This is a genomic window from Corynebacterium faecale (genome assembly GCF_030408735.1).
Classification (GTDB): domain Bacteria; phylum Actinomycetota; class Actinomycetes; order Mycobacteriales; family Mycobacteriaceae; genus Corynebacterium; species Corynebacterium faecale.
Genome location: NZ_CP047204.1, coordinates 2621227 through 2639825, shown reverse-complemented (window position 1 = coordinate 2639825; position 18599 = coordinate 2621227). Strand labels below are relative to the sequence as shown.

Annotated in this window: 16 protein-coding genes; 9 read left to right on the top strand and 7 right to left on the bottom strand. The window is 60.3% G+C overall.

Annotation, left to right across the window (positions count from 1 at the left end; translation table 11 throughout):
* The first annotated feature begins 14 nt into the window (after positions 1–14).
* The 3 genes from dnaJ (at position 15) to exaC (ending at position 3657) form a co-directional block, all read left to right on the top strand.
* Entirely contained in the window at positions 15–1202 is a 1188-nt protein-coding gene (gene dnaJ / locus CFAEC_RS11980; protein ID WP_290277123.1) for a molecular chaperone DnaJ, read from the top strand.
* A 218-nt stretch (positions 1203–1420) separates the two neighbouring features.
* The gene (locus CFAEC_RS11975) at positions 1421–1765 is read left to right on the top strand and encodes a heat shock protein transcriptional repressor HspR (protein ID WP_435384287.1); all 345 of its coding nucleotides are present in this window, start codon (positions 1421–1423) and stop codon (positions 1763–1765) included.
* Between the two features lie 371 nt (positions 1766–2136).
* Positions 2137–3657 (top strand): acetaldehyde dehydrogenase ExaC, encoded by a 1521-nt coding sequence (gene exaC, locus CFAEC_RS11970; protein ID WP_290277118.1) that lies wholly within the window; start codon positions 2137–2139, stop codon positions 3655–3657.
* A gap of 70 nt (positions 3658–3727) precedes the next feature.
* Here the strand turns inward: exaC and CFAEC_RS11965 are convergent, their stop codons facing one another.
* Both CFAEC_RS11965 and CFAEC_RS11960 read right to left on the bottom strand, forming a co-directional pair.
* Positions 3728–4879: an alpha/beta hydrolase gene (locus CFAEC_RS11965; RefSeq protein WP_290277117.1), complete on the bottom strand. Its 1152-nt coding sequence runs from the start codon at positions 4877–4879 to the stop codon at positions 3728–3730.
* A complete protein-coding gene (locus CFAEC_RS11960) occupies positions 4876–5118 on the bottom strand; it encodes a hypothetical protein (protein WP_290277115.1) in 243 nt (80 codons plus the stop codon). Before CFAEC_RS11960 ends, CFAEC_RS11965 begins: the two co-directional genes overlap by 4 nt.
* A 97-nt stretch (positions 5119–5215) precedes the next feature.
* Between CFAEC_RS11960 and CFAEC_RS11955 the strand changes: the two genes are divergently transcribed.
* Positions 5216–6007: a carbon-nitrogen hydrolase family protein gene (locus tag CFAEC_RS11955; RefSeq protein WP_290277113.1), complete on the top strand. Its 792-nt coding sequence runs from the start codon at positions 5216–5218 to the stop codon at positions 6005–6007.
* 13 nt (positions 6008–6020) lie between these two features.
* Here the strand turns inward: CFAEC_RS11955 and CFAEC_RS11950 are convergent, their stop codons facing one another.
* Complete coding sequence (locus tag CFAEC_RS11950; RefSeq protein ID WP_290277111.1) at positions 6021–7247, bottom strand: FAD-binding oxidoreductase; 1227 nt, start codon at positions 7245–7247, stop codon at positions 6021–6023.
* Positions 7248–7606: 359 nt separating this feature from the next.
* Between CFAEC_RS11950 and CFAEC_RS11945 the strand changes: the two genes are divergently transcribed.
* Complete coding sequence (locus tag CFAEC_RS11945) at positions 7607–8215, top strand: hypothetical protein (protein WP_290277107.1); 609 nt, start codon at positions 7607–7609, stop codon at positions 8213–8215.
* Positions 8216–8939: 724 nt separating this feature from the next.
* Here CFAEC_RS11945 and CFAEC_RS11940 read toward each other — a convergent pair.
* Both CFAEC_RS11940 and CFAEC_RS11935 read right to left on the bottom strand, forming a co-directional pair.
* The gene (locus CFAEC_RS11940; protein WP_290277106.1) at positions 8940–9983 is read right to left on the bottom strand and encodes an LLM class flavin-dependent oxidoreductase; all 1044 of its coding nucleotides are present in this window, start codon (positions 9981–9983) and stop codon (positions 8940–8942) included.
* An 89-nt stretch (positions 9984–10072) separates the two neighbouring features.
* Positions 10073–11230, bottom strand: a complete 1158-nt coding sequence (locus tag CFAEC_RS11935; protein ID WP_290277104.1) for an NAD(P)-binding domain-containing protein — start codon at positions 11228–11230, stop codon at positions 10073–10075.
* A gap of 319 nt (positions 11231–11549) precedes the next feature.
* On the opposite strand from CFAEC_RS11935, the gene clpB reads away from it, so the two are divergent.
* The gene (gene clpB / locus CFAEC_RS11930) at positions 11550–14108 is read left to right on the top strand and encodes an ATP-dependent chaperone ClpB (RefSeq protein WP_290277102.1); all 2559 of its coding nucleotides are present in this window, start codon (positions 11550–11552) and stop codon (positions 14106–14108) included.
* A gap of 11 nt (positions 14109–14119) precedes the next feature.
* On the opposite strand, the gene CFAEC_RS11925 is transcribed toward clpB, so the two are convergent.
* Positions 14120–15004, bottom strand: a complete 885-nt coding sequence (locus tag CFAEC_RS11925; protein WP_290277100.1) for a chymotrypsin family serine protease — start codon at positions 15002–15004, stop codon at positions 14120–14122.
* Positions 15005–15143: 139 nt separating this feature from the next.
* On the opposite strand from CFAEC_RS11925, the gene CFAEC_RS11920 reads away from it, so the two are divergent.
* Complete coding sequence (locus CFAEC_RS11920; protein WP_290277099.1) at positions 15144–15431, top strand: DUF7218 family protein; 288 nt, start codon at positions 15144–15146, stop codon at positions 15429–15431.
* A gap of 27 nt (positions 15432–15458) precedes the next feature.
* Here CFAEC_RS11920 and CFAEC_RS11915 read toward each other — a convergent pair whose 3' ends face one another.
* A complete protein-coding gene (locus tag CFAEC_RS11915; protein WP_290277097.1) occupies positions 15459–16844 on the bottom strand; it encodes an MFS transporter in 1386 nt (461 codons plus the stop codon).
* 120 nt (positions 16845–16964) lie between these two features.
* Here CFAEC_RS11915 and CFAEC_RS11910 point away from each other — a divergent pair, with 120 nt between their 5' ends.
* Both CFAEC_RS11910 and CFAEC_RS11905 read left to right on the top strand, forming a co-directional pair.
* Complete coding sequence (locus CFAEC_RS11910) at positions 16965–17684, top strand: helix-turn-helix domain-containing protein (RefSeq protein WP_290277095.1); 720 nt, start codon at positions 16965–16967, stop codon at positions 17682–17684.
* A gap of 56 nt (positions 17685–17740) precedes the next feature.
* The gene (locus CFAEC_RS11905; protein WP_290277093.1) at positions 17741–18571 is read left to right on the top strand and encodes a sulfurtransferase; all 831 of its coding nucleotides are present in this window, start codon (positions 17741–17743) and stop codon (positions 18569–18571) included.
* The last annotated feature ends 28 nt before the right edge of the window (positions 18572–18599 follow it).

The following is an 18599-nucleotide window of genomic DNA, read 5'->3' as shown; positions in this document are numbered from 1 at the left end:
GGAGGAGATGCCCAGTGAACAACGCAGAATGGGCAAATAAGAACTATTACGCGGACCTGGGTGTCTCCAAGACCGCAACCGCCGACGAGATCAAGAAGGCCTACCGCAAACTCGCGCGCGAAAATCACCCGGACAAGAACCCGGGGGACACAGCCGCGGAAGACCGGTTCAAAAAGGCCGCCGAGGCCTACGATGTCATCGGCGATGAGGACAAGCGCAAAGAGTTCGACGAACTGAAGTCGCTGCTGGCCTCGGGCGGAATCCGTGGAGGATTCGGAAGCGGGGGTGCCGGCTTCCCCGGCGGGTTTCGCCAGACGCAGGGCTTCGACGCCTCCGACCTCTTCGGAGGAGCCGGACAGGGTGGAGGATTTTCTGCGGACGGCGGTCTGGGCGATATCTTCGGTGGCCTTTTCAACCGCGGCAGTGGTCCTCGCCAGTCAGCTCGGCCGACGCGGGGGGCGGATGTAGAAACCGACATCACCCTGGAATTCACAGAGGCAGCCAAGGGAACCACCATCGCAGTGGAGCTCACCGGCGACGCACCGTGTAACACCTGCCACGGTTCCGGATCCAAATCCGGCCACCCGTCCAAGTGCGGGCAGTGCAACGGTTCGGGATTCACCTCAGAAAACAAGGGTGCCTTCGGGTTCTCCGCACCCTGCACCAACTGTGGCGGCACCGGTGAGGTCATCACTGACCCCTGCGCCGACTGCAGCGGCCAGGGCACCGTCCGGCGGGCGCGTTCCATCACCGTCCGGATTCCTGCAGGCGTGGAGAACGGGCAAAAAGTCCGCCTCGCCGGTCAAGGTGAAGCAGGCCCCAACGGCAAACCCGCGGGTGACCTCTTCGTCCGTGTCCACGTGAAGGATGATCCGGTGTTTGAAAGAGATGGCAACAATATCCACGTCACCGTGCCGGTGAGTTTCTCGGAACTCGCCCTTGGCGGGGCCATCTCGGTTCCGACCCTGGACAAACCCGTCAAGCTGAAACTGGCACCGGGCACCCCGGATGGTCGCACCCTCCGGGTGCGTGGGCGCGGTGTGGAAACCAAGAACATTAAGGGCGATCTCATGGTCACCGTGCAGGTCACAGTGCCGGACAGTCTGGATGACGCCGCCACCGAGGCACTGCGTTCCTACGCCGAGGCGGAGAAAAACTCAGGTTTTGATCCCCGAGCCGACTGGGCGGGAAACAACAGGTAGCCGATACGCAGTAACCGAGGAGACCACCATGATGTCGGGGCCCCAACCAGGGTGACCCCCACATGACCGAGGGGAAGCAGAAGAAGGCAGCGAGAGCGATGTCAACAACCAAGAGCAACCATGATCACGACCACAGTCGGGACAGCCGTGACGGTTCCGACCGCCCGGGGTTCAGCGGGGAAGTTTATGTCATTTCTGTTGCCGCGGAACTGGCCGGGATGCACGCCCAGACCCTGCGCACCTATGACCGCATGGGGCTTGTCACCCCACGTCGAACACAGGGCGGTGGCCGTCGGTATACCCGCAACGATGTGGAACTCCTGCGTAAAATCCAACGTCTCAGCCAGGAGGACGGCGTCAACCTCGCCGGAATCAAGGCCATTATTGAACTGGGTGAGGAAAACCGGAACCTCAAGGATTCACTCCGTAAACTCACGGCCGAGAACGATGAGCTGAGAAATGAACTCCGCCGCGGTGGTGGCCGCCCGCGGGGTGAACTCGTCCATGTTCCCCGCTCCACCGCAGTGGTGATGTGGGAACGGCGTAAAGGACGCAACCTCTGATCCGACCTGAAACCTGACCTTCTAAGGCGGGGAAGACCCGGTGGGAGCAGGAGACGCGGTGGCGTGGGAAGATTCCCAGCCACCGCCTTCACGTATATTCGAACCAGCTGTGAAGATACCTGGTGGGGGTGGATGAGGCCTCGGGGACAGGACTTTTCTACTGCAGAAATACATCTTCGGGGGTGGGGCGGTTGATCGGTGCTGGCGGGGTTTTGGTCAACGGGTTTATGGTGGCAGCAAAGTGGGCCCTTGTGCCTGCCGTCACATATATTCATCTGGTGTCGCCTGGCGCACAGTCCTGGTGGGTGCTGTATCGCCACTTGCCCGGATATGAAAGCGTCAGGCGCTGACAGGATCTTGAAGGAGATGCCATGACCGTCTATGCAAACCCGGGAACTGAAGGCGCGATCGCCAACTACGAGAAGCGGTATGACAACTACATCGGTGGCCAGTGGGTCCCACCGGTGGATGGCCAGTATATGGAGAACATCACCCCGGTCACGGGTGAGGTGTTCTGCGAGGTCGCACGGTCCACCGCCGCTGATGTTGAAGCCGCACTGGATGCAGCACATAAGGCTGCACCGGCGTGGGGTCGTACCTCTGTTGCTGAGCGCGCATTGATTCTCCACCGCATCGCGGACCGCATGGAGGAGCACCTCGAGGAGATCGCTGTTGCTGAGACCTGGGAAAACGGCAAGGCGGTCCGTGAGACCCTTGCCGCTGACATCCCTCTTGCGATCGATCACTTCCGCTATTTCGCCGGCGCCATCCGTGCGCAGGAGGACCGTTCCTCCCAGATTGACCACAACACCGTTGCCTACCATTTCAACGAACCGATTGGTGTTGTCGGCCAGATCATTCCGTGGAACTTCCCGATCCTCATGGCGACCTGGAAGATCGCACCGGCGCTGGCGGCAGGTAATGCCATCGTGATGAAACCTGCGGAGCAGACCCCAGCCTCCATCCTCTACCTGATGAACATCGTCGGTGACCTTCTCCCAGAGGGGGTGCTCAACATTGTCAACGGGCTTGGCGATGAAGCCGGTACCGCGCTCTCCGGTTCGGACCGCATCGGCAAGATCGCCTTCACCGGTTCCACCCAGGTGGGCAAGATCATCAACAAGGCAGCCTCCGACAAGATCATCCCGGTCACCCTTGAACTGGGTGGCAAGTCCCCCTCGATCTTCTTCGATGACATCCTGGCCAAGGATGATCCCTTCCGCGAAAAGGCCGTCGAAGGCTTCGCCATGTTCGCCCTCAACCAGGGCGAGGTGTGTACCTGCCCATCCCGAGCGCTGGTCCATGAGTCCATAGCCGATGAGTTCCTCGAGCTCGGCGTCCAGCGGGTAAAGAGCATCAAGCTGGGCAACCCGCTCGACACCGAGACCATGATGGGTGCGCAGGCGTCCCAGGAGCAGATGGACAAGATCTCCAGCTACCTCAAGATCGGCCCGGATGAGGGCGCGGAAACCCTCACCGGTGGCAAGATCAACAAGGTGGAGGGCCTGGACAATGGTTATTACATTGAGCCGACCGTGTTCCGCGGCACCAATGATATGCGGATCTTCCGCGAGGAGATCTTCGGACCGGTGCTCTCTGTGGCCACGTTCTCTGACTTCGATGAGGCCATCAAGATTGCCAATGACACCAACTACGGCCTCGGCGCCGGTGTCTGGACCCGCGATCAAAACACCGTCTACCGTGCCGGCCGTGCCATCCAGGCTGGTCGTGTCTGGGTGAACCAGTACCATAACTACCCGGCACACTCGGCCTTCGGTGGTTATAAGGAATCCGGCATCGGCCGCGAGAATCACCTGATGATGCTGGCCCACTACCAGCAGACCAAGAACCTCCTGGTCTCCTACGATCCGAACCCGACGGGCCTTTTCTAAACGGCTCAGAGGAATCCCGCTCATGCTGCCTGCCCCCTGTGACTACAGGGGGAGAGCGGCATGGGCTTTTTCATCGTTTCATCACCTCAGCCAAACGGTCCAGGAACGTTGGGTCTTCCCAATAGTCTGAGTGCCCCGCAGTTGATTCCCATACTGTCGCCCCGAATCGGGCGGATGAAGGATCGGCTCCGTGAATCCCACCGAAATCAGTGGCGGCCAATCCGATGGGATCCCGCGAACCGGTGACGGCATAGACCTCCCCGGCGATATCGCTGGCATGCCCGACCCCCGCGCCCGGACTGCCAACCAGCACCACGGCATCAAACCCCGGGGTGCTTGTTGCTGTGCTTGCCGACGCCCCGTTCCCCACCACCACGCTCCCATAGCTGTATCCCACCACGACGCGCCGTTGCTCGGGTTGGCGGTGGGCCAGGGTTTCCTGGAAGGCCCGCAGGTCCTGGGATCCGGTCACGGCAGTGCGGTCAGACACCGCCAGTGGGATGGAGGCGGGGGCTGTGTACCCCAGCCACATCACGGCAGCGGCACCCGTGGACTGGTGGAGGGTGCGCACCCGGTCGAGGTTGCCCTGCCACTGGGCGGGATCAGACGACCCCACACCGGCCACCAACGTGGCCACGGTATCGGCTGCATCGATATCACCGATGGCTGTCACCAGGGTGCCATCGCCTATTTCTAGAAGAGTGATGTCGGGGTTGTCCGCGACGAAGCCCTGGATGTGCGGGGGAGCGTTCATGAGGTTGAACTCGTGGATGGCCGTGGCCGGCAGATCGCCGAAATCCTTGAGTTCCCGAAGGGGCGGGGTGGCGATCTGGGTGCACAGGGCGGCGATTTCCCGGGCACACATGAAGTCCAGAAGATCACCCAGCCCCGCGATCTGGTGAAGCACTGCGGTGGCCATGGGGGATTGGTCGGTGGCGCGTTCAACAGTGGCCAGGTAAGACTCCAGAACCCGCACGGTGGTGGCGGTGCTGGAGAGGACCCGGGCCGCAGAGGAGATCCGGTGGACCGTGTCGGTGAGTACGGCGTTATGGCGGTGGAGCTGTGTGATGCTGAGCAGCAGGGAGCTGGCATCGGTGAAGGTCGGGAGGGTGTTCCAGGCAGTGGTTCGGCTGATGGACTGGTTATCCAGTGTGGCTGCGATGGCGAGCAGAGCATCCGCGAGGGCCTCCAACTCAGTGCTGCGCAGGTTGAGGGTGGTCATCGACGATCCAAGTCGGCTGCAAGGGATGCGTCGATGTGTAGGAACCGACCCGCCAGATCCTGCATGGAGGACATGAGTGAGGAAAGGGAGAGTTCTTCGCGGTCAAGCCCGGACCTCCAACCCACGTCCGCCTGGAGCAGCGCGGAGGCCGTGCGGCTGGGGTGGCACTGGACGGTGAGTGTGGGAAATGCGAGCGTATCGGTGGTGTGGCTGAGCCGATCAGGGAAATCTGTAGTCATGAACATGGCTTTGAGTACAGATCGAATCCGCTTGAATGACAAGAATCTTCTGCTTTACCCTGTGAATAACTTGGGCTCTCCACCTAGGCTGTGAAACATGCGCATCGCTTTGATACAGATCACCACCGGTTCCGATAAAATGGCCAACCTCGAATTGGTGAAAACCACGGCAACTGAGGCCGCCGAACGTGGCGCACGGTTACTCGTCTACCCGGAGGCAACCTCCCAGGCGTTCGGGACGGGGCGCCTGGACCCACAGGCGGAAGACCTGGAATCGGGTGAGTTCGCCACCGCGGTGAAACAGCTCGCGGAGGATCTTGATGTGGTGATTGTCGCCGGGATGTTCACCACCGCAGACACCGTTGAGCGTGAAGGCAAAACCATCCACCGTGTGCACAACACCGCCCTGATCACCGGTGGTGACCTGCACGAGGGGTATCGCAAGATCAACACCTATGATGCCTTCGGTTACCGGGAGTCCGACACGGTTAAGCCGGGAAACGAATCACATCTTTTTGAACTCGACGGCGTGAAGATCGGTGTGGCGATCTGCTACGACCTCCGTTTCCCCCAGCATTTTCAGGACCTGGCGCGCGCCGGGGCCCAGATCATTGTGGTGCCCACCTCCTGGCAGGACGGCGATGGAAAACTAGAGCAGCTGCAGGTGCTCAGCAAGGCGCGAGCCCTGGATTCCACCAGCTGGATTCTCATGTGTGACCAGGCCCGTCCCACCGAGGAACGGAAAGGCCCCACAGGTATCGGGCATTCAGCCGTGATTGATCCAACGGGTGTGGTGATCGCGAGTGCTGGTTATGAAGCGGAAACAATCATCGCGGATGTGGATCTTTCAGGGCTGGAAAAGGTCCGGGAATCCATCCCGGTCCTGTAATCCACAAGAATTATTAAAACGGCAGGTGCTCGATCCGGTTGCGGGGTGTTCCGCGCCTGATCAGGGCTCGCCGGATATCCCTGGCCATCTGCTCCGGTCCGGCGATGAGCACATCACGATCAGCCCACGCCCCCACGCTGGTGACGATCTCCGCCATCATCCCCACCTGGGTCAGATGCAGACCGCGTGGAGGTTTGGACGCCTCGGTGCCCTGCACCCACCAGGCATCCTCTTCGTTTGTGGTGACGGGGACAACCGACAGCCACGGGCAGGCCGCTGCGAAATTCCACAGGCCCATCAGTTCATAGAGTTCCCCGGGGTATTCCGCTCCGACGAAGAAATGCAACCGTGGAGGATTGGTCTGGCTCATCAACTCAAACATCATGGCGCGCAGTGGCGCGAGGCCGGTGCCGTAGGCGATGAATAACAAATCATTCGGTTTCTCGGCTGGAGGGTCGGTGCTGGGGGTGGCGTCGACAAGCTCCGTTGAGGTCGGGCGCCCGAAGAGGCGCTGGCCGAACTCGCCCTGCCCGGTGCCGATCGACCACACATCACCCGGCCGGGAATTCGCCAGCAGACGCAGGGCGTTGTCCTCATCATTGACCTGGATGTGGAACTCCACCTGACCCCACTGGTTGGCGGGGATGGAGGGGCAGAGGAAACGCCAGGCATTCTGCAAGTAATCAGTGGTGACCGGAACATATTGGCCGGGGGAGTAGTCAAGTTCGGCCTCTGCCTGGAGGCGAACCACATAGAAGCGCCTGCTGCGTTTTTCCACCTCCACTACCGTGGCGGGGATGGAGGCGGGCTCACCGGCGTCGATGGATTCCTGTGCCGCGCGGGCCATATCCCGGGTCACCGCGGTGACGGCACGTTCCGCGAAGAGTTCTGTTTCGAAGGGGAGATTCTGACAGACCTCGCGGAGTGCCAGGTTGGTGGCCTTGCCGAATGTGGTGAAGGCAGCGGGGGTGAAACCGAAACGACGATAATCCCGGGCGAGGGTGCGGAAATACTCCAAGGTATCTGCCCCCACCGCGCCCTCAGGGCCCACTCCATCAAGCAACGCTGCCAATGATTCCGCCATGCTGATGTGGGTCTTGTCATCGGCGTGCGGAATGTAGGCGGATGCGAGTGGGTCAAGACTGAACAACCTGGTTATGAGCGTGCGGAGGAACACGTCCGGGTTGTCCTCAATGAGGGAGGTAACTGGGCGCATGGGTCGGGGTGTCACGTTCTCCATTGTGCACTTTTTTGCTGTTGAGGTGGGGTAAAGGCACGCCTCCGGTAACTACCGGGCTTAAGAAAGATTAGCTATGAGGAGTGCAGCATCAGATTGATGCAGAAGATAGGGAAGGAGATCTGGTTTTCCAGCTCGCTACATCGAAGTCTGATTTGGTCACACCTGAGCTGCACTGAAGTGCTTCTACGAATGTTGCTTATAGCAAATTGGATGTAAGAAGCGTCTCCGCAACCAGGAGGGCATAACTGCCGGTCAGGTGGCCGGGTGGCAAAGGTTACATTCACTTAGCAAACTTAATATGTTAGAGTTTGCTGTGTTGGCTGGGAATAATTTGTGAATTTCTTAAAAGGAGTTTGGGTATGAAGGTGCTCAAGAGAGCGCTATTGGGTGTCCTGGCTATTTTCTTGGTGGTGCTGATCTCGGCAGGTGCCGCGATCTACCTCACCAAACCGTTCGCTTCACCGGTTGAGATTGAAACAACTTCCAGTGACTCGCGGATCATCACGGCAATCGAGAAGCAGGAACAGATTGTGCTGATGAGTGCCAGCGTCCAGGGGATCAGTACTGAACGGGTCGACGGCACAATCTGGGGGCGGACAGTTCCAGGCGCCTCACGGACACAGTTTCTGCAGTACAGTTATCGGGCGAAGTTGGGAATCGAAGGTGAAGATGTTTCGGTAGAAGCTGATGGCGCAGATCGGTTTATCATCCATATTCCTGAGTTCATCTTTATCGGCCACTCAGATGAAAAGTTTGAAACTGTCATGGAGAAGAACGGGGCGTTGAGTTTCGCGACCACCGACATTGATCCTGCAAAATCGATTACGAAGATCCTGGATGTGGAAGCTAAAACTGAAGAGATCAACGCTAACCGCGACCTGCTCGAAGAACAGGCGATAGCTTTCTACACCGGGATCATCACCGCTATCGATCCGAGTGCGGAACTGGATTTTCAGTTCAGCAACTAAGGCTTTAACTGAGGCTTTAACTAAGGCTTTTGGAACTGCGCTCAGTTGCGGGATGTGCCCGATTCGAGCTACCGGCTCGATGGGCCCTCAGCTTTCGAGGATCCTAGGGCTTCAGTACGTGAGTGCGGCAACGAGATTGACCACCAATCTCAAAATCCTTAATCAGTAGATGCAGACTAACGAGGGACATTGCTCATGCAATGTCCCTCGTTTTGATCATTGTGGGGAGTCGCAGAAAAAACACGTCCTCCAATGAGCAGCCACCTCTCCGATCGTCGATTGAGTGGCGCTCATTCTAGGCCCACTATGTGGCCATTCCCCTCAATGTGAAAGGACAACTCGTGTCTAATCGTTGCTGTGGATTCGGCAACTTCCTCGTCGATTCCCTACAGTTGGTCCTCACTGGTGGGCTCTGGGCGATTTGGATCTTCATCCGCGAGATGAGACGTCGATAGGCAGGGCGGTGGTGGTGGCCCAGTTTCCGCCGCCAGCACCAGCCGGCACCACTGATCTCCTGGTCTATGTCTGACAAATAGAGTGCGCAGCTTGAATTGCGCCCGGCCGGTGTGTCCGGTCATCAAAAACGAACCCAGGGATCGATATGTTCTGCAGGTGACTTCCCGAGTGGGCCCCGCGGGAGCTTTTTCTCAGAAGCGTTGAATTCTCGCGTTGGCCTTTCGCGAGGCCCGTGAATCCAGCTCGGAACCTGCCAAGAATCGATCACCTAAAACTCATACCCGGTCACTGGTCCGTTGGTGTTGGGCTCCCATCCCAGTGCCGGTGCAACATGTTCGGCGAAGTTGGCAAGGATGGAGGCGTTGAGTTCCACGCCCATCTGGTTCGGGACGGTGAGCATGAGGGTGTCGGCATCCATGACGGCCTTGTCCTGCTTGAGCTGATCAATGAGCTCATCCGGGGATCCGGCATAGGAGCGCCCGAAGGTGGTGCGGGTGTCATCGATGATGCCGATCTGATCCTCGCCCTGGCCCTGGAGTCCGAAGAGTTCGCGGTCGCGGTCGGTGACAATCGGGAAGATCGATCGGGACACTGACACCCGTGGGGTCCAGTCGTGCCCGGCGGCCTTCCATGCTGCGCGGTAGTTCTGGATCTGGTCAAACTGCAACTCACTCAGTGATTGGCCGGTGGCCTCTGAGACGAGGGTGGAGCTCATCAGGTTCACCCCGTCTTTGGCCGCCTGGATGGCGGTGTTGTGGGAACCGGCACCCCACCAGATGGATTTACGCAAGGTGGGGTCGTGCGGGAAGATCGGCAGTGGGGTGCCCGGGCGGTAGAGGCGTGGGTACTGGTCCTCGGCGGCCACGGCCATGCCATAACCATCCACGGCAGCCATGAAGCGCTGGAATTTCTCACGGGCCATGCCTGCGCCCTTGGGGTCTTCCCCGGTCTCATAACCGAAGGACTCCCAACCCTTCTCGGCAGGTTCGGGTGATCCACGTGAAACGCCGAGGGCGACTCTGCCGTCGGCAAGCAGGTTGAGTGCGGCCGCTTCTTCTGCCAGGTAGAGGGGGTTTTCATAGCGCATGTCAATCACTCCGGTACCCACCTCGATGTGTTTGGTGGAACCGATGATCGCGCCGAGCAGTGGCATCGGTGAGGCGCCCTGTGGCGCGAAATGGTGGACGCGGTAATAGGCGCCGTTGACCCCGATGGCGTCTGCCTCCCTCGCCAGTTCGAGGGCCTGGTGGAGCATCTGGCGCTCCTGGCCGATCTGGTAGTGGCCGAAACTCAAGAATCCGAATGCCTTCATATTTTTCTAGCTTTCCACGAGTTAATTGATGTGTCAACAACTAATAATGCTTATCGACGCCCCGCTGGCATCTCGGTGCAGCGTGCCCGTTAAAGGCCCAGCCTCTTGGCGGTCACCCGGCCCGCGATCCGCCCGGCCCTGGTCGCGCCCACTGTGGAGGCGGTGGACCCGTAGCCGACCAGGAGGATGCGGTCATCGGCTGCGGGGGAGACCTCATCGTTCATGAGGATGCCGTGGCCACTGCGCAACTTCATGGGTGCCAGGTGGCGTAGTGCTGCACGGAAACCGGTGTTCCAGAAAATGACATCCACATCCAGTGCGGTGCCAGCGGGGTGGGGGTCCCAGCTGTCGGGTACCGCGAGACGGTTATTGGAGGAGGGTCCCAGGCCATGGGCCAGGGAGGTTCGAGGCTCACCGAAGATCACGCCGGTGGGCGTGATCTCCTCGAACATGCCGCGGCTGACAATGAGGCCGCGTTCCACCCCGCGCATATAGTCGGGCCATTGCGGGATGCCGGTGGTGCGGACCACGCTGGCAGGGGCCTTGCCGGAGTGGGTGCGTTCACGGACGGCGCGTTCCACGGCGATTCCCCAACCGTCGTCGAATTCCTTCTCCGTGAAGTTCGGGGGCCTGCGGGTGGCCCAGGTCAGGTCGGCGATGCCCTCCATTTCCAGGAGGAACTGCACCGCACTCAGGCCTCCGCCCACCACCAGTACGCGTTGGCCCTCAAAGTCGGAGGCCTTGGTGTATCCCACTGTGTGTAGCTGCCTGCCCTGAAACTTATCTATTCCCGGAATATAAGGCACATAGGGATTGGTCCAGGTGCCGGTGGCGTTGAGTACGTACCGCGCCTGCCAGCTGCGGTCGTCCTCCGCGCGGACAAGTAAGGGTGACTCCGGGGTGGATTCCGCCCCTCCCACTGGCATCACCGATGCCACCTTCACTGGCCGGACCACCTCAAACCCGAAGGTGGTTTCATAGTCACCGTAATAGTCGGTCACCAGTGTGGAGGCTGGAACCTTGGGGTCGGGTCGCGTCATGGGTAGCCCGGGAAGGTCGGCGATACCGTGTGCCTTGCCTAAAGTGAGGGAATCCCACCGGTGCCGCCAGGCACCGCCTGGGCCATCGTTGGAGTCCAGGATCAGGAAATCCTGTCCCGGGGTCAGGCCGCGCCGGGCTAATTCATGGGCGGCGGCGAGGCCAGCCTGGCCCGCGCCGATGATGATCGCGTCATAAATTGTTGTCATGTCAACAATATTAGCACCGTGTGGAGCTTGATGCCAGGGTGTGATGTCGTCTGCCCATCCCGCTCCGCGCGCCCTTCCTGTCGTTTAGGTTGGGGGCAATCCCTGATGCCATCCAGTCGTCTCGTGGTTAAACTTGATCGCAGCTTACTCAACTTCGCGGATTGCATGGTTTGCCTTGAGTGGAATAGACTCAACTTTGCAGTTGTTGAATCAGATGTAAGCAAAAGAAATGGTCGCTGACCTGTGTGGATACACACAGACTCTCCTGGGTATAAACCTCGGTCGTGGTTGGCGAAAATGATGAAAGGATTTTTGCGAAATGAGTTCATTCAATCCAACTACCAAGACTTCTGAAGCGATGCAGGCCGCTCTCCAGCAGGCATCTGCCAATGGCAACCCTGATATCCGCCCGGCACACCTCCTGGTGGCCATCCTGGAGCAGACCGATGGCGTGGCTGGCCCTGTTCTGACCGCTGCCGGAGTTGATCCGAAGAGCATTGCCGCCGAAGCCAGGAAACTGGTTGACAGCTACCCCAAGGCATCCGGCTCCAGCATGGCCAACCCCAACTTCAACCGCGAGGCACTCAACGCGCTGACCGCTTCCCAGGAGCTCGCCGGGGAACTCGGAGATGAATATGTCTCCACCGAGGTCCTCCTGGCAGGTATCGCCCGGGGTAACTCCGACGCTGCTGATCTGCTCAAGGGCAAGGGTGCTACCTATGACTCCATCAAGACCGCCTTTCCTTCTGTCCGCGGAGCACAGAAAGTCACCACCCAGGACCCGGAAGGCCAGTTCCAGGCACTGGAGAAGTACTCCACTGACCTGACCAAACTCGCCCGCGAAGGCAAGATTGATCCGGTGATCGGCCGTGACCAGGAGATCCGTCGCGTGGTGCAGGTCCTGAGCCGCCGCACCAAGAACAACCCCGTCCTCATCGGTGAGCCCGGTGTGGGTAAAACCGCCATCGTGGAAGGCCTGGCCCGGCGCATCGTCGCAGGTGATGTCCCAGAATCGCTCAAGGGCAAAACCTTAGTCAGCCTCGACCTGGGTTCCATGGTCGCGGGTGCGAAATACCGCGGTGAATTCGAAGAGCGACTCAAGGCGGTCCTGGATGAGATCAAGGGCGCCAACGGGGAGATCGTCACCTTCATCGATGAGCTGCACACCATTGTCGGTGCCGGCGCCTCCGGAGAATCCGCCATGGATGCCGGCAACATGATCAAGCCGCTGCTTGCCCGCGGTGAACTGCGCCTGGTCGGTGCCACCACCCTCAATGAATACCGCAAATACATTGAGAAGGACGCCGCGCTGGAACGTCGTTTCCAGCAGGTCTATGTGGGCGAGCCGAGCGTGGAGGACGCCGTGGGTATCCTCCGCGGCCTGAAGGAACGCTATGAGGTCCACCATGGTGTCCGCATTCAGGACTCCGCCCTCGTGGCCGCCGCTGAGCTGTCCAACCGCTATATCACCAGCCGTTTCCTCCCTGACAAGGCCATTGACCTGGTTGATGAGGCCGCCTCCCGCCTGCGCATGGAGATTGATTCCTCCCCGCAGGAGATCGATGAGCTCGAGCGCATCGTCCGTCGCCTCGAGATCGAGGAGGTCGCCTTGACCAAGGAAACTGACGTGGCCTCCCGCGAGCGTCTTGATCGTCTGCGCTCTGAGCTTGCCGACGAACGCGAAAAGCTCTCTGAGCTCAAGGCCCGCTGGCAGAATGAAAAGTCCGCCATCGATGATGTCCGTGGCTCCAAGGAGGAGCTTGAGGCTCTGCGTATGGAATCTGACATCGCAGAACGCGAGGGAGATTATGGCCGTGTCGCTGAGCTGCGCTATGGCCGGATCCCGGAGCTGGAGAAGCAGATCTCTGATGCGGAATCCAAAATCGGGGGCACGGACAATTCCATGCTCACCGAGGAGGTCACCCCCGATGTCATCGCCGAGGTCGTCGCCGCCTGGACGGGCATTCCGGCAGGCAAGATGATGCAGGGCGAGACCGAGAAGCTGCTCAACATGGAATCGGTGCTGCACCAGCGTGTCGTCGGCCAGCATGAGGCCATCACCGCGGTGTCTGATGCGGTGCGTCGCTCCCGCGCTGGTGTCGCTGATCCCAATCGTCCAACCGGTTCCTTCCTCTTCCTCGGTCCCACCGGTGTGGGTAAGACCGAGCTGGCCAAGGCCGTGTCGGAGTTCCTCTTCGATGATGAACGCGCCATGGTTCGCATCGATATGTCCGAGTACTCCGAGAAGCATTCCGTGGCACGCCTCGTCGGTGCGCCGCCGGGATATGTGGGCTATGACCAGGGTGGTCAGCTCACCGAGGCCGTGCGCCGCCGGCCGTACACGGCCGTGCTTTTCGACGAAGTGGAAAAAGCCCACCCTGATGTTTTCGATATCCTCCTCCAGGTCCTCGATGATGGCCGTCTCACCGACGGTCAGGGTCGCACCGTGGACTTCCGCAACACCATCCTCATCCTCACCTCCAACCTGGGGGCCGGTGGAACCCGCGAGCAGATGATGGATGCCGTCAAGTTGGCATTCAAACCGGAGTTCATCAACCGTCTAGATGACATCGTCGTCTTCGATCCCCTCTCACGTGAGCAGCTGGCCAGCATCGTGGACATCCAGGTTGCCCAGCTGGCGGACAGGCTCTCGGGCCGTCGTCTGGCCCTGCGAGTCTCGGATTCCGCAAAGCTCTGGTTGGCGGAACGCGGTTATGATCCCGCCTATGGTGCCCGTCCGCTGCGCAGGCTCATCCAGCAGGCCATCGGTGACAAACTGGCGAAGGCGTTACTTGCCGGGGACATCCGTGACGGTGACGGCGTGCTCGTCGACGTCGCCGATGGAGGAGATTTCCTCGACGTCGTCCGCGATCATTAACTGAGCGCCACTTATCCAGCGGTGTAGAGGGTGAGGTCCCAGCCGGGCATCCAATCGCCGATCGACATTCCCACGAGCGCGGGCATGTCGAAATCATAGGCCGATGCCACACCCACGGCCCATAACTGACCCCCGTACCGGGCGAAGATGGGCCCACCGCTGTCACCGGTGTTGCTGAACCCCTGATAGTAGAACTGACCTTCATTCCCGTAGGTGTAATAGGGACCGCAGGACAGTCCCGTCCGGTATCCCAATCGGCAGATCTCAGGCCGGGTGGCCTCCAGCCAGCCCAGACTCTGCCACCCGGATACCTGGGCGTCGAGGGGCAGGGCGGCTGTGGCGATGGTGGTGGGGTAGAGCTCGATCAGGCCGATATCCACACCGAAGATTCCGGCTGGTGAACCGTTAACCCGGGAATCCACCATGGAACCGATCACGGGATAGTTGCCGTGGCCATCCGGTACTGCAAACAGTTGCCCCGGTACACCGCAGTGCCCGGCCGTGATGATGAAACGGCGATCCCCGGCGCCGGTGAGCCAACCGGCGGAACAAGCGAACCCGTTATTGATATTGAGGATCTGCCCGCCGGGAACCACATGACCGGGTGCTGGTTCCCACGGTTCCAGCACGTCATTCTGGGGTACTGCAGGGTTGTCGGGGGACGCAACCTCTGTTGGCTCCGGGGGAGGTTCCTCTGTCATACTCGGCTCCGTAGTCTCTGGGGCCTCCGTGGTCTCTGGTGAGAGTGGTGTGAGCGAGGGCGGGGCGAGGAATGTCCACGACGTTGTTGCCGGGGGCGGGGCGGCGGTATCTCGCACCTCAGATTCTGACTCACATCCGCTGAGGAGGGCACCGGTGATCGCCAACACTGCAGCGGCGAGGACTCGGCTTCGCATGGGCGATCCTTGAGGTAGGGGGCTCCAACGGAATCTGCATGGACGATCTTGAATTTGAGGATACGGGAGCTTCATTCCTGCCGGGAGCGATTCCCCAATGTGGTGGCGGTCACCCCCGAAGGCTCGTATCGTTGGGGGCATGACTCAAGACAAAAACCCGGAGAAGACCCCAGGTGGACCGTCCGTGAAGGACGGTGAGCTCTATGAAAAGCTGCGGGAGGAGGGCTCCAGCAAGGAGAAGGCCGCTCGCATCGCCAATGCCGCCGCCAATTCCTCGCGTGAGGAGGTGGGTGCCAAAGGGGGTGAGGCGGGAAGTTATGAGGACTGGACCGTTGATGAGCTGCGCCGGCGTGCGTCGGAACTGGAGATTGATGGTCGCTCGACAATGAACAAGGCAGACCTGATCAACGCCCTGCGTAATCACTGATCACAATGACTGGGGCCCGCGGTCTTCTCAGGCAGTTGTGGTTCCCGCCGTCTGGCCAGCGATATCCTGGCTACTTTCTGAGTAGTACCTGCTGAGCTGGCGGTACTGCTTCGATGCGAAAGCCAACAGCACGATCACCAGCATGATCAGCCCGGAGAACATGAACATCAGGGCCATGCCGCGTGCGCTGCCGTCACCGAGGATCGTGCCGAAGATGGAGTCTGCGCCGGGTCCTGCCATCCACGGAATCAGATAGGCCTCGGCGACAAGTGCCACGATCACCGCGGAGAAGGGATTGGCAGCCATCTCCACCGCCATGGCCAGCCCGAAGACCCGGCCCTGCTGCCGGAAAGGAACCACACGCTGCAAAATGGTCTGTTCCGCTGCTTCCGCGGCAGGGGTGATGAGCATGAAGATGAAGATGCCGGCCACAAACAACCAGCCCACCTCACGGATGGCGAACAGCATGCCGATAACCGCGATGCCGACGTTGACCACCAACAGGGTCCGCACCGGATTGGTGCCCAGGCCCACCCGCGAGATGATGATGCCACCGAACACAAAACCCAGACCGGACAGCCCCAGCATCAATCCCCAGAACTGCGGGGAGAACAACTCCAACCCATAGGGATCCATCAGGGCTGTATAAACACCGCCGACAAGGTTGTTGAAACATGTAAACAGGATCAGGGCCAGCAGGCCGGGGACACTCCGGATGATCCGCAGGGATCCGCGGATATCCAACCCGTGGGACACGGTGGTCAGTTCCGCGGGTATGTCCTCCTCCGTGCCTGACCCGGTCACTACCTCCGACTGCGTGACAATCTCCGGTTCGGGAATCTTCACACCGATCAGATGAATCACCGCCACGGTGGCCAGCACAAGACAGATCCACAGGGTGTTCTCCATACCGAGCAAACCGATAGCCATGCCGGCCAGGATCGCTGTGACCAGGAAGGCCACACCCTGCACCGCCCCCACCAGGCCATTGGCCTTGGCCCGGTCATTCTCAGGAACAAGCAGGGTGACCACGGTGGCCAGGGCAATGTTGCGGAGATGTTCCACGATCGCCCCCACCAGGATCAGGAGACTGAATAACCACAGTGCCGGAGAATCCAGACTGATGGCGGCGGTGTCCATCCACAACACCCACACCAATCCTGCGAGGGCGAAGAAAGACAGGGTGATCAGGGATGACACCATCATCACCGTCTTCTTGCGGTTGTGATCCACGATGCCCCCGAAGAAGATGGAGGAGACCGCCAGCGCACCCATGTATCCGGCGTTGAGGATGCCGGCCAACGCCACATTCCTGGTTTCCAGATACACCCAGAACAGCAGCGCATAAGCAAGGAATCCTGTCACCACATTGAAGATCAGGGTGTTGATCAAGACCTGGTGGAAATATTTCACAGCGATATCCTACGCAGGCACCAGTCCTGTGCGGTAGACAAAAAGTTCAGCTGCGGCCTGTTCCCCCCAGTGCTTGCCCGGTGACTGGGATGGAAAAGTCGGGTACTAGCATGTGAACCCGTGAAGATCGACGAATTGATTGCGCTCGCAGGTGGGCAGCCAACCCGGGTGTCCAAGCGCTCCGGGGTCTCCCGTTCCACCCTGAAACGGGTCAAGGACGGCACCAGCGAACCCACCCTGTCGACTCTGCGTGAGGTTGCCCTCGCCCTCGGACTGGATATCACCGTTGATGCCGGTCCCGCCTCTGATCCTTTCGCCGCAGCTGCTGCACGCACCCTCATCGATGATTCCGTCCCGGAGAACCCCGGGGATATTGATGTGGTGGCGTGGCTCGACCGTTTTGAACGCTGGAATATCAATGACCCCCTCACGTTGGTTGCTGAGGCAGGCATCCTCCAGGGCATCCACCTGCGCCCCGGCGCCAGGTTCATGACTGTGGAACCCGGGGAGCTGGCAGATCTTCCGGACATGTTCAGTCAGCACAACACCCAGTGGGCCCTGTCCGGTGCGGCTGCCGCCACGGTCCTCATGGGCAAGGTGGTGAATGGGCCGACAGTGGTGTGGCACGACTCCACCCACCCCGGGCAGTTCGGATTCGGTACCCCGCTGGATACCGCGGAAGACGCTGATGTGATTCTGGTACCAGCCGGAGCCACCGAGTTGGCAGGAAGCTACGCCCAGGGCCCGCTCAACTTCGTCGCTCCGGTGCAGCTGGTCATTGATCTCCACAGTCTGGGAATGCTCACGGAGGCGGAATTCCTCACCCGAGGCTGGCGCTGACCTGTACCGCCACCCAGCTCATGCACTGAACCCGATCAACGCCTAGGCTCGTGGGCATGACCGTGTCGATTGCCCCATCCGAACTAGCTAAATCGATCCATTCCGGCGAGAAGACAACCGTTCTCGCGGCGTTCTGGGCCCCCATCGAGGGCGCAGGACTGACCCTTTTCCGTTCAGAGCACATCCCCACCTCGCTCTTCTGTGACCCCGCCATGGAGCTTTCCGGCATTCCCGGTTCGGCTGAGGGCCGCAACCCCCTCCCACCGCTGCCTATTCTGGCCAAGGCGTTCCGCAGTTGGGGATTGAACACCGACCGTGAAGTGGTTGTCTATGACCAGGGTCGCAGCCTCTACGCTTCGCGTGCCTGGTGGATCCTGCGCTGGGCGGGTATTCCCAATGTTCGGATCCTTGATGGGGGGTTCCGCAAATGGGAGGAGGAGAATCACGGTCATGCCGGTGGTCCCGGAAACTTCCCACACTTTTGCAATGTCCGACCCAACCCGGGGCAGATGCCGGTGGCCACGATCGAGGATGTCCGCGCCCACGAGGGGATCCTCATTGATGCCCGCGACCCGGGTCGTTTCGCCGGTCGGCATGAAAAGCTTGACCTCAAGGCCGGCCATATCCCCGGTGCCATCAACATCCCCGCACGCTCCCTGCTCAATGATGATTACACCATCAAGACACCTGAAGAGATCCGCAAGTATTTAGCAGCCGCCGGTGTGACCAGCGGAGATGGTGTGATCGTCTACTCCGGTTCAGGTAACCACTCCTCCCAGGTGCTCGCCGCCATGGAGCATGCAGGCCTCACCGGCGCCGCCCATTATGTCCCCGGCTGGTCCCAGTGGAGTGCGAACCCACGCAACCCTGTGGAACGCTCAGCATAAAATATGGAGCCCCATGCCAGTAAGGTGT

Excerpts from the sequence above, each read along its gene's own strand:
- CFAEC_RS11960 (WP_290277115.1), bottom strand. The coding sequence starts at position 5,118 with ATGACTACAGATTTCCCTGATCGGCTCAGCCACACCACCGATACGCTC.
- CFAEC_RS11905 (WP_290277093.1), top strand. The coding sequence starts at position 17,741 with ATGACCGTGTCGATTGCCCCATCCGAACTAGCTAAATCGATCCATTCC.
- CFAEC_RS11920 (WP_290277099.1), top strand. The coding sequence starts at position 15,144 with ATGACTCAAGACAAAAACCCGGAGAAGACCCCAGGTGGACCGTCCGTG.
- CFAEC_RS11965 (WP_290277117.1), bottom strand. The coding sequence starts at position 4,879 with ATGACCACCCTCAACCTGCGCAGCACTGAGTTGGAGGCCCTCGCGGAT.
- CFAEC_RS11935 (WP_290277104.1), bottom strand. The coding sequence starts at position 11,230 with ATGACAACAATTTATGACGCGATCATCATCGGCGCGGGCCAGGCTGGC.
- exaC (WP_290277118.1), top strand. The coding sequence starts at position 2,137 with ATGACCGTCTATGCAAACCCGGGAACTGAAGGCGCGATCGCCAACTAC.
- CFAEC_RS11950 (WP_290277111.1), bottom strand. The coding sequence starts at position 7,247 with ATGGAGAACGTGACACCCCGACCCATGCGCCCAGTTACCTCCCTCATT.
- CFAEC_RS11975 (WP_435384287.1), top strand. The coding sequence starts at position 1,421 with ATGCACGCCCAGACCCTGCGCACCTATGACCGCATGGGGCTTGTCACC.
- CFAEC_RS11940 (WP_290277106.1), bottom strand. The coding sequence starts at position 9,983 with ATGAAGGCATTCGGATTCTTGAGTTTCGGCCACTACCAGATCGGCCAG.
- CFAEC_RS11955 (WP_290277113.1), top strand. The coding sequence starts at position 5,216 with ATGCGCATCGCTTTGATACAGATCACCACCGGTTCCGATAAAATGGCC.
- CFAEC_RS11945 (WP_290277107.1), top strand. The coding sequence starts at position 7,607 with ATGAAGGTGCTCAAGAGAGCGCTATTGGGTGTCCTGGCTATTTTCTTG.
- clpB (WP_290277102.1), top strand. The coding sequence starts at position 11,550 with ATGAGTTCATTCAATCCAACTACCAAGACTTCTGAAGCGATGCAGGCC.
- CFAEC_RS11925 (WP_290277100.1), bottom strand. The coding sequence starts at position 15,004 with ATGCGAAGCCGAGTCCTCGCCGCTGCAGTGTTGGCGATCACCGGTGCC.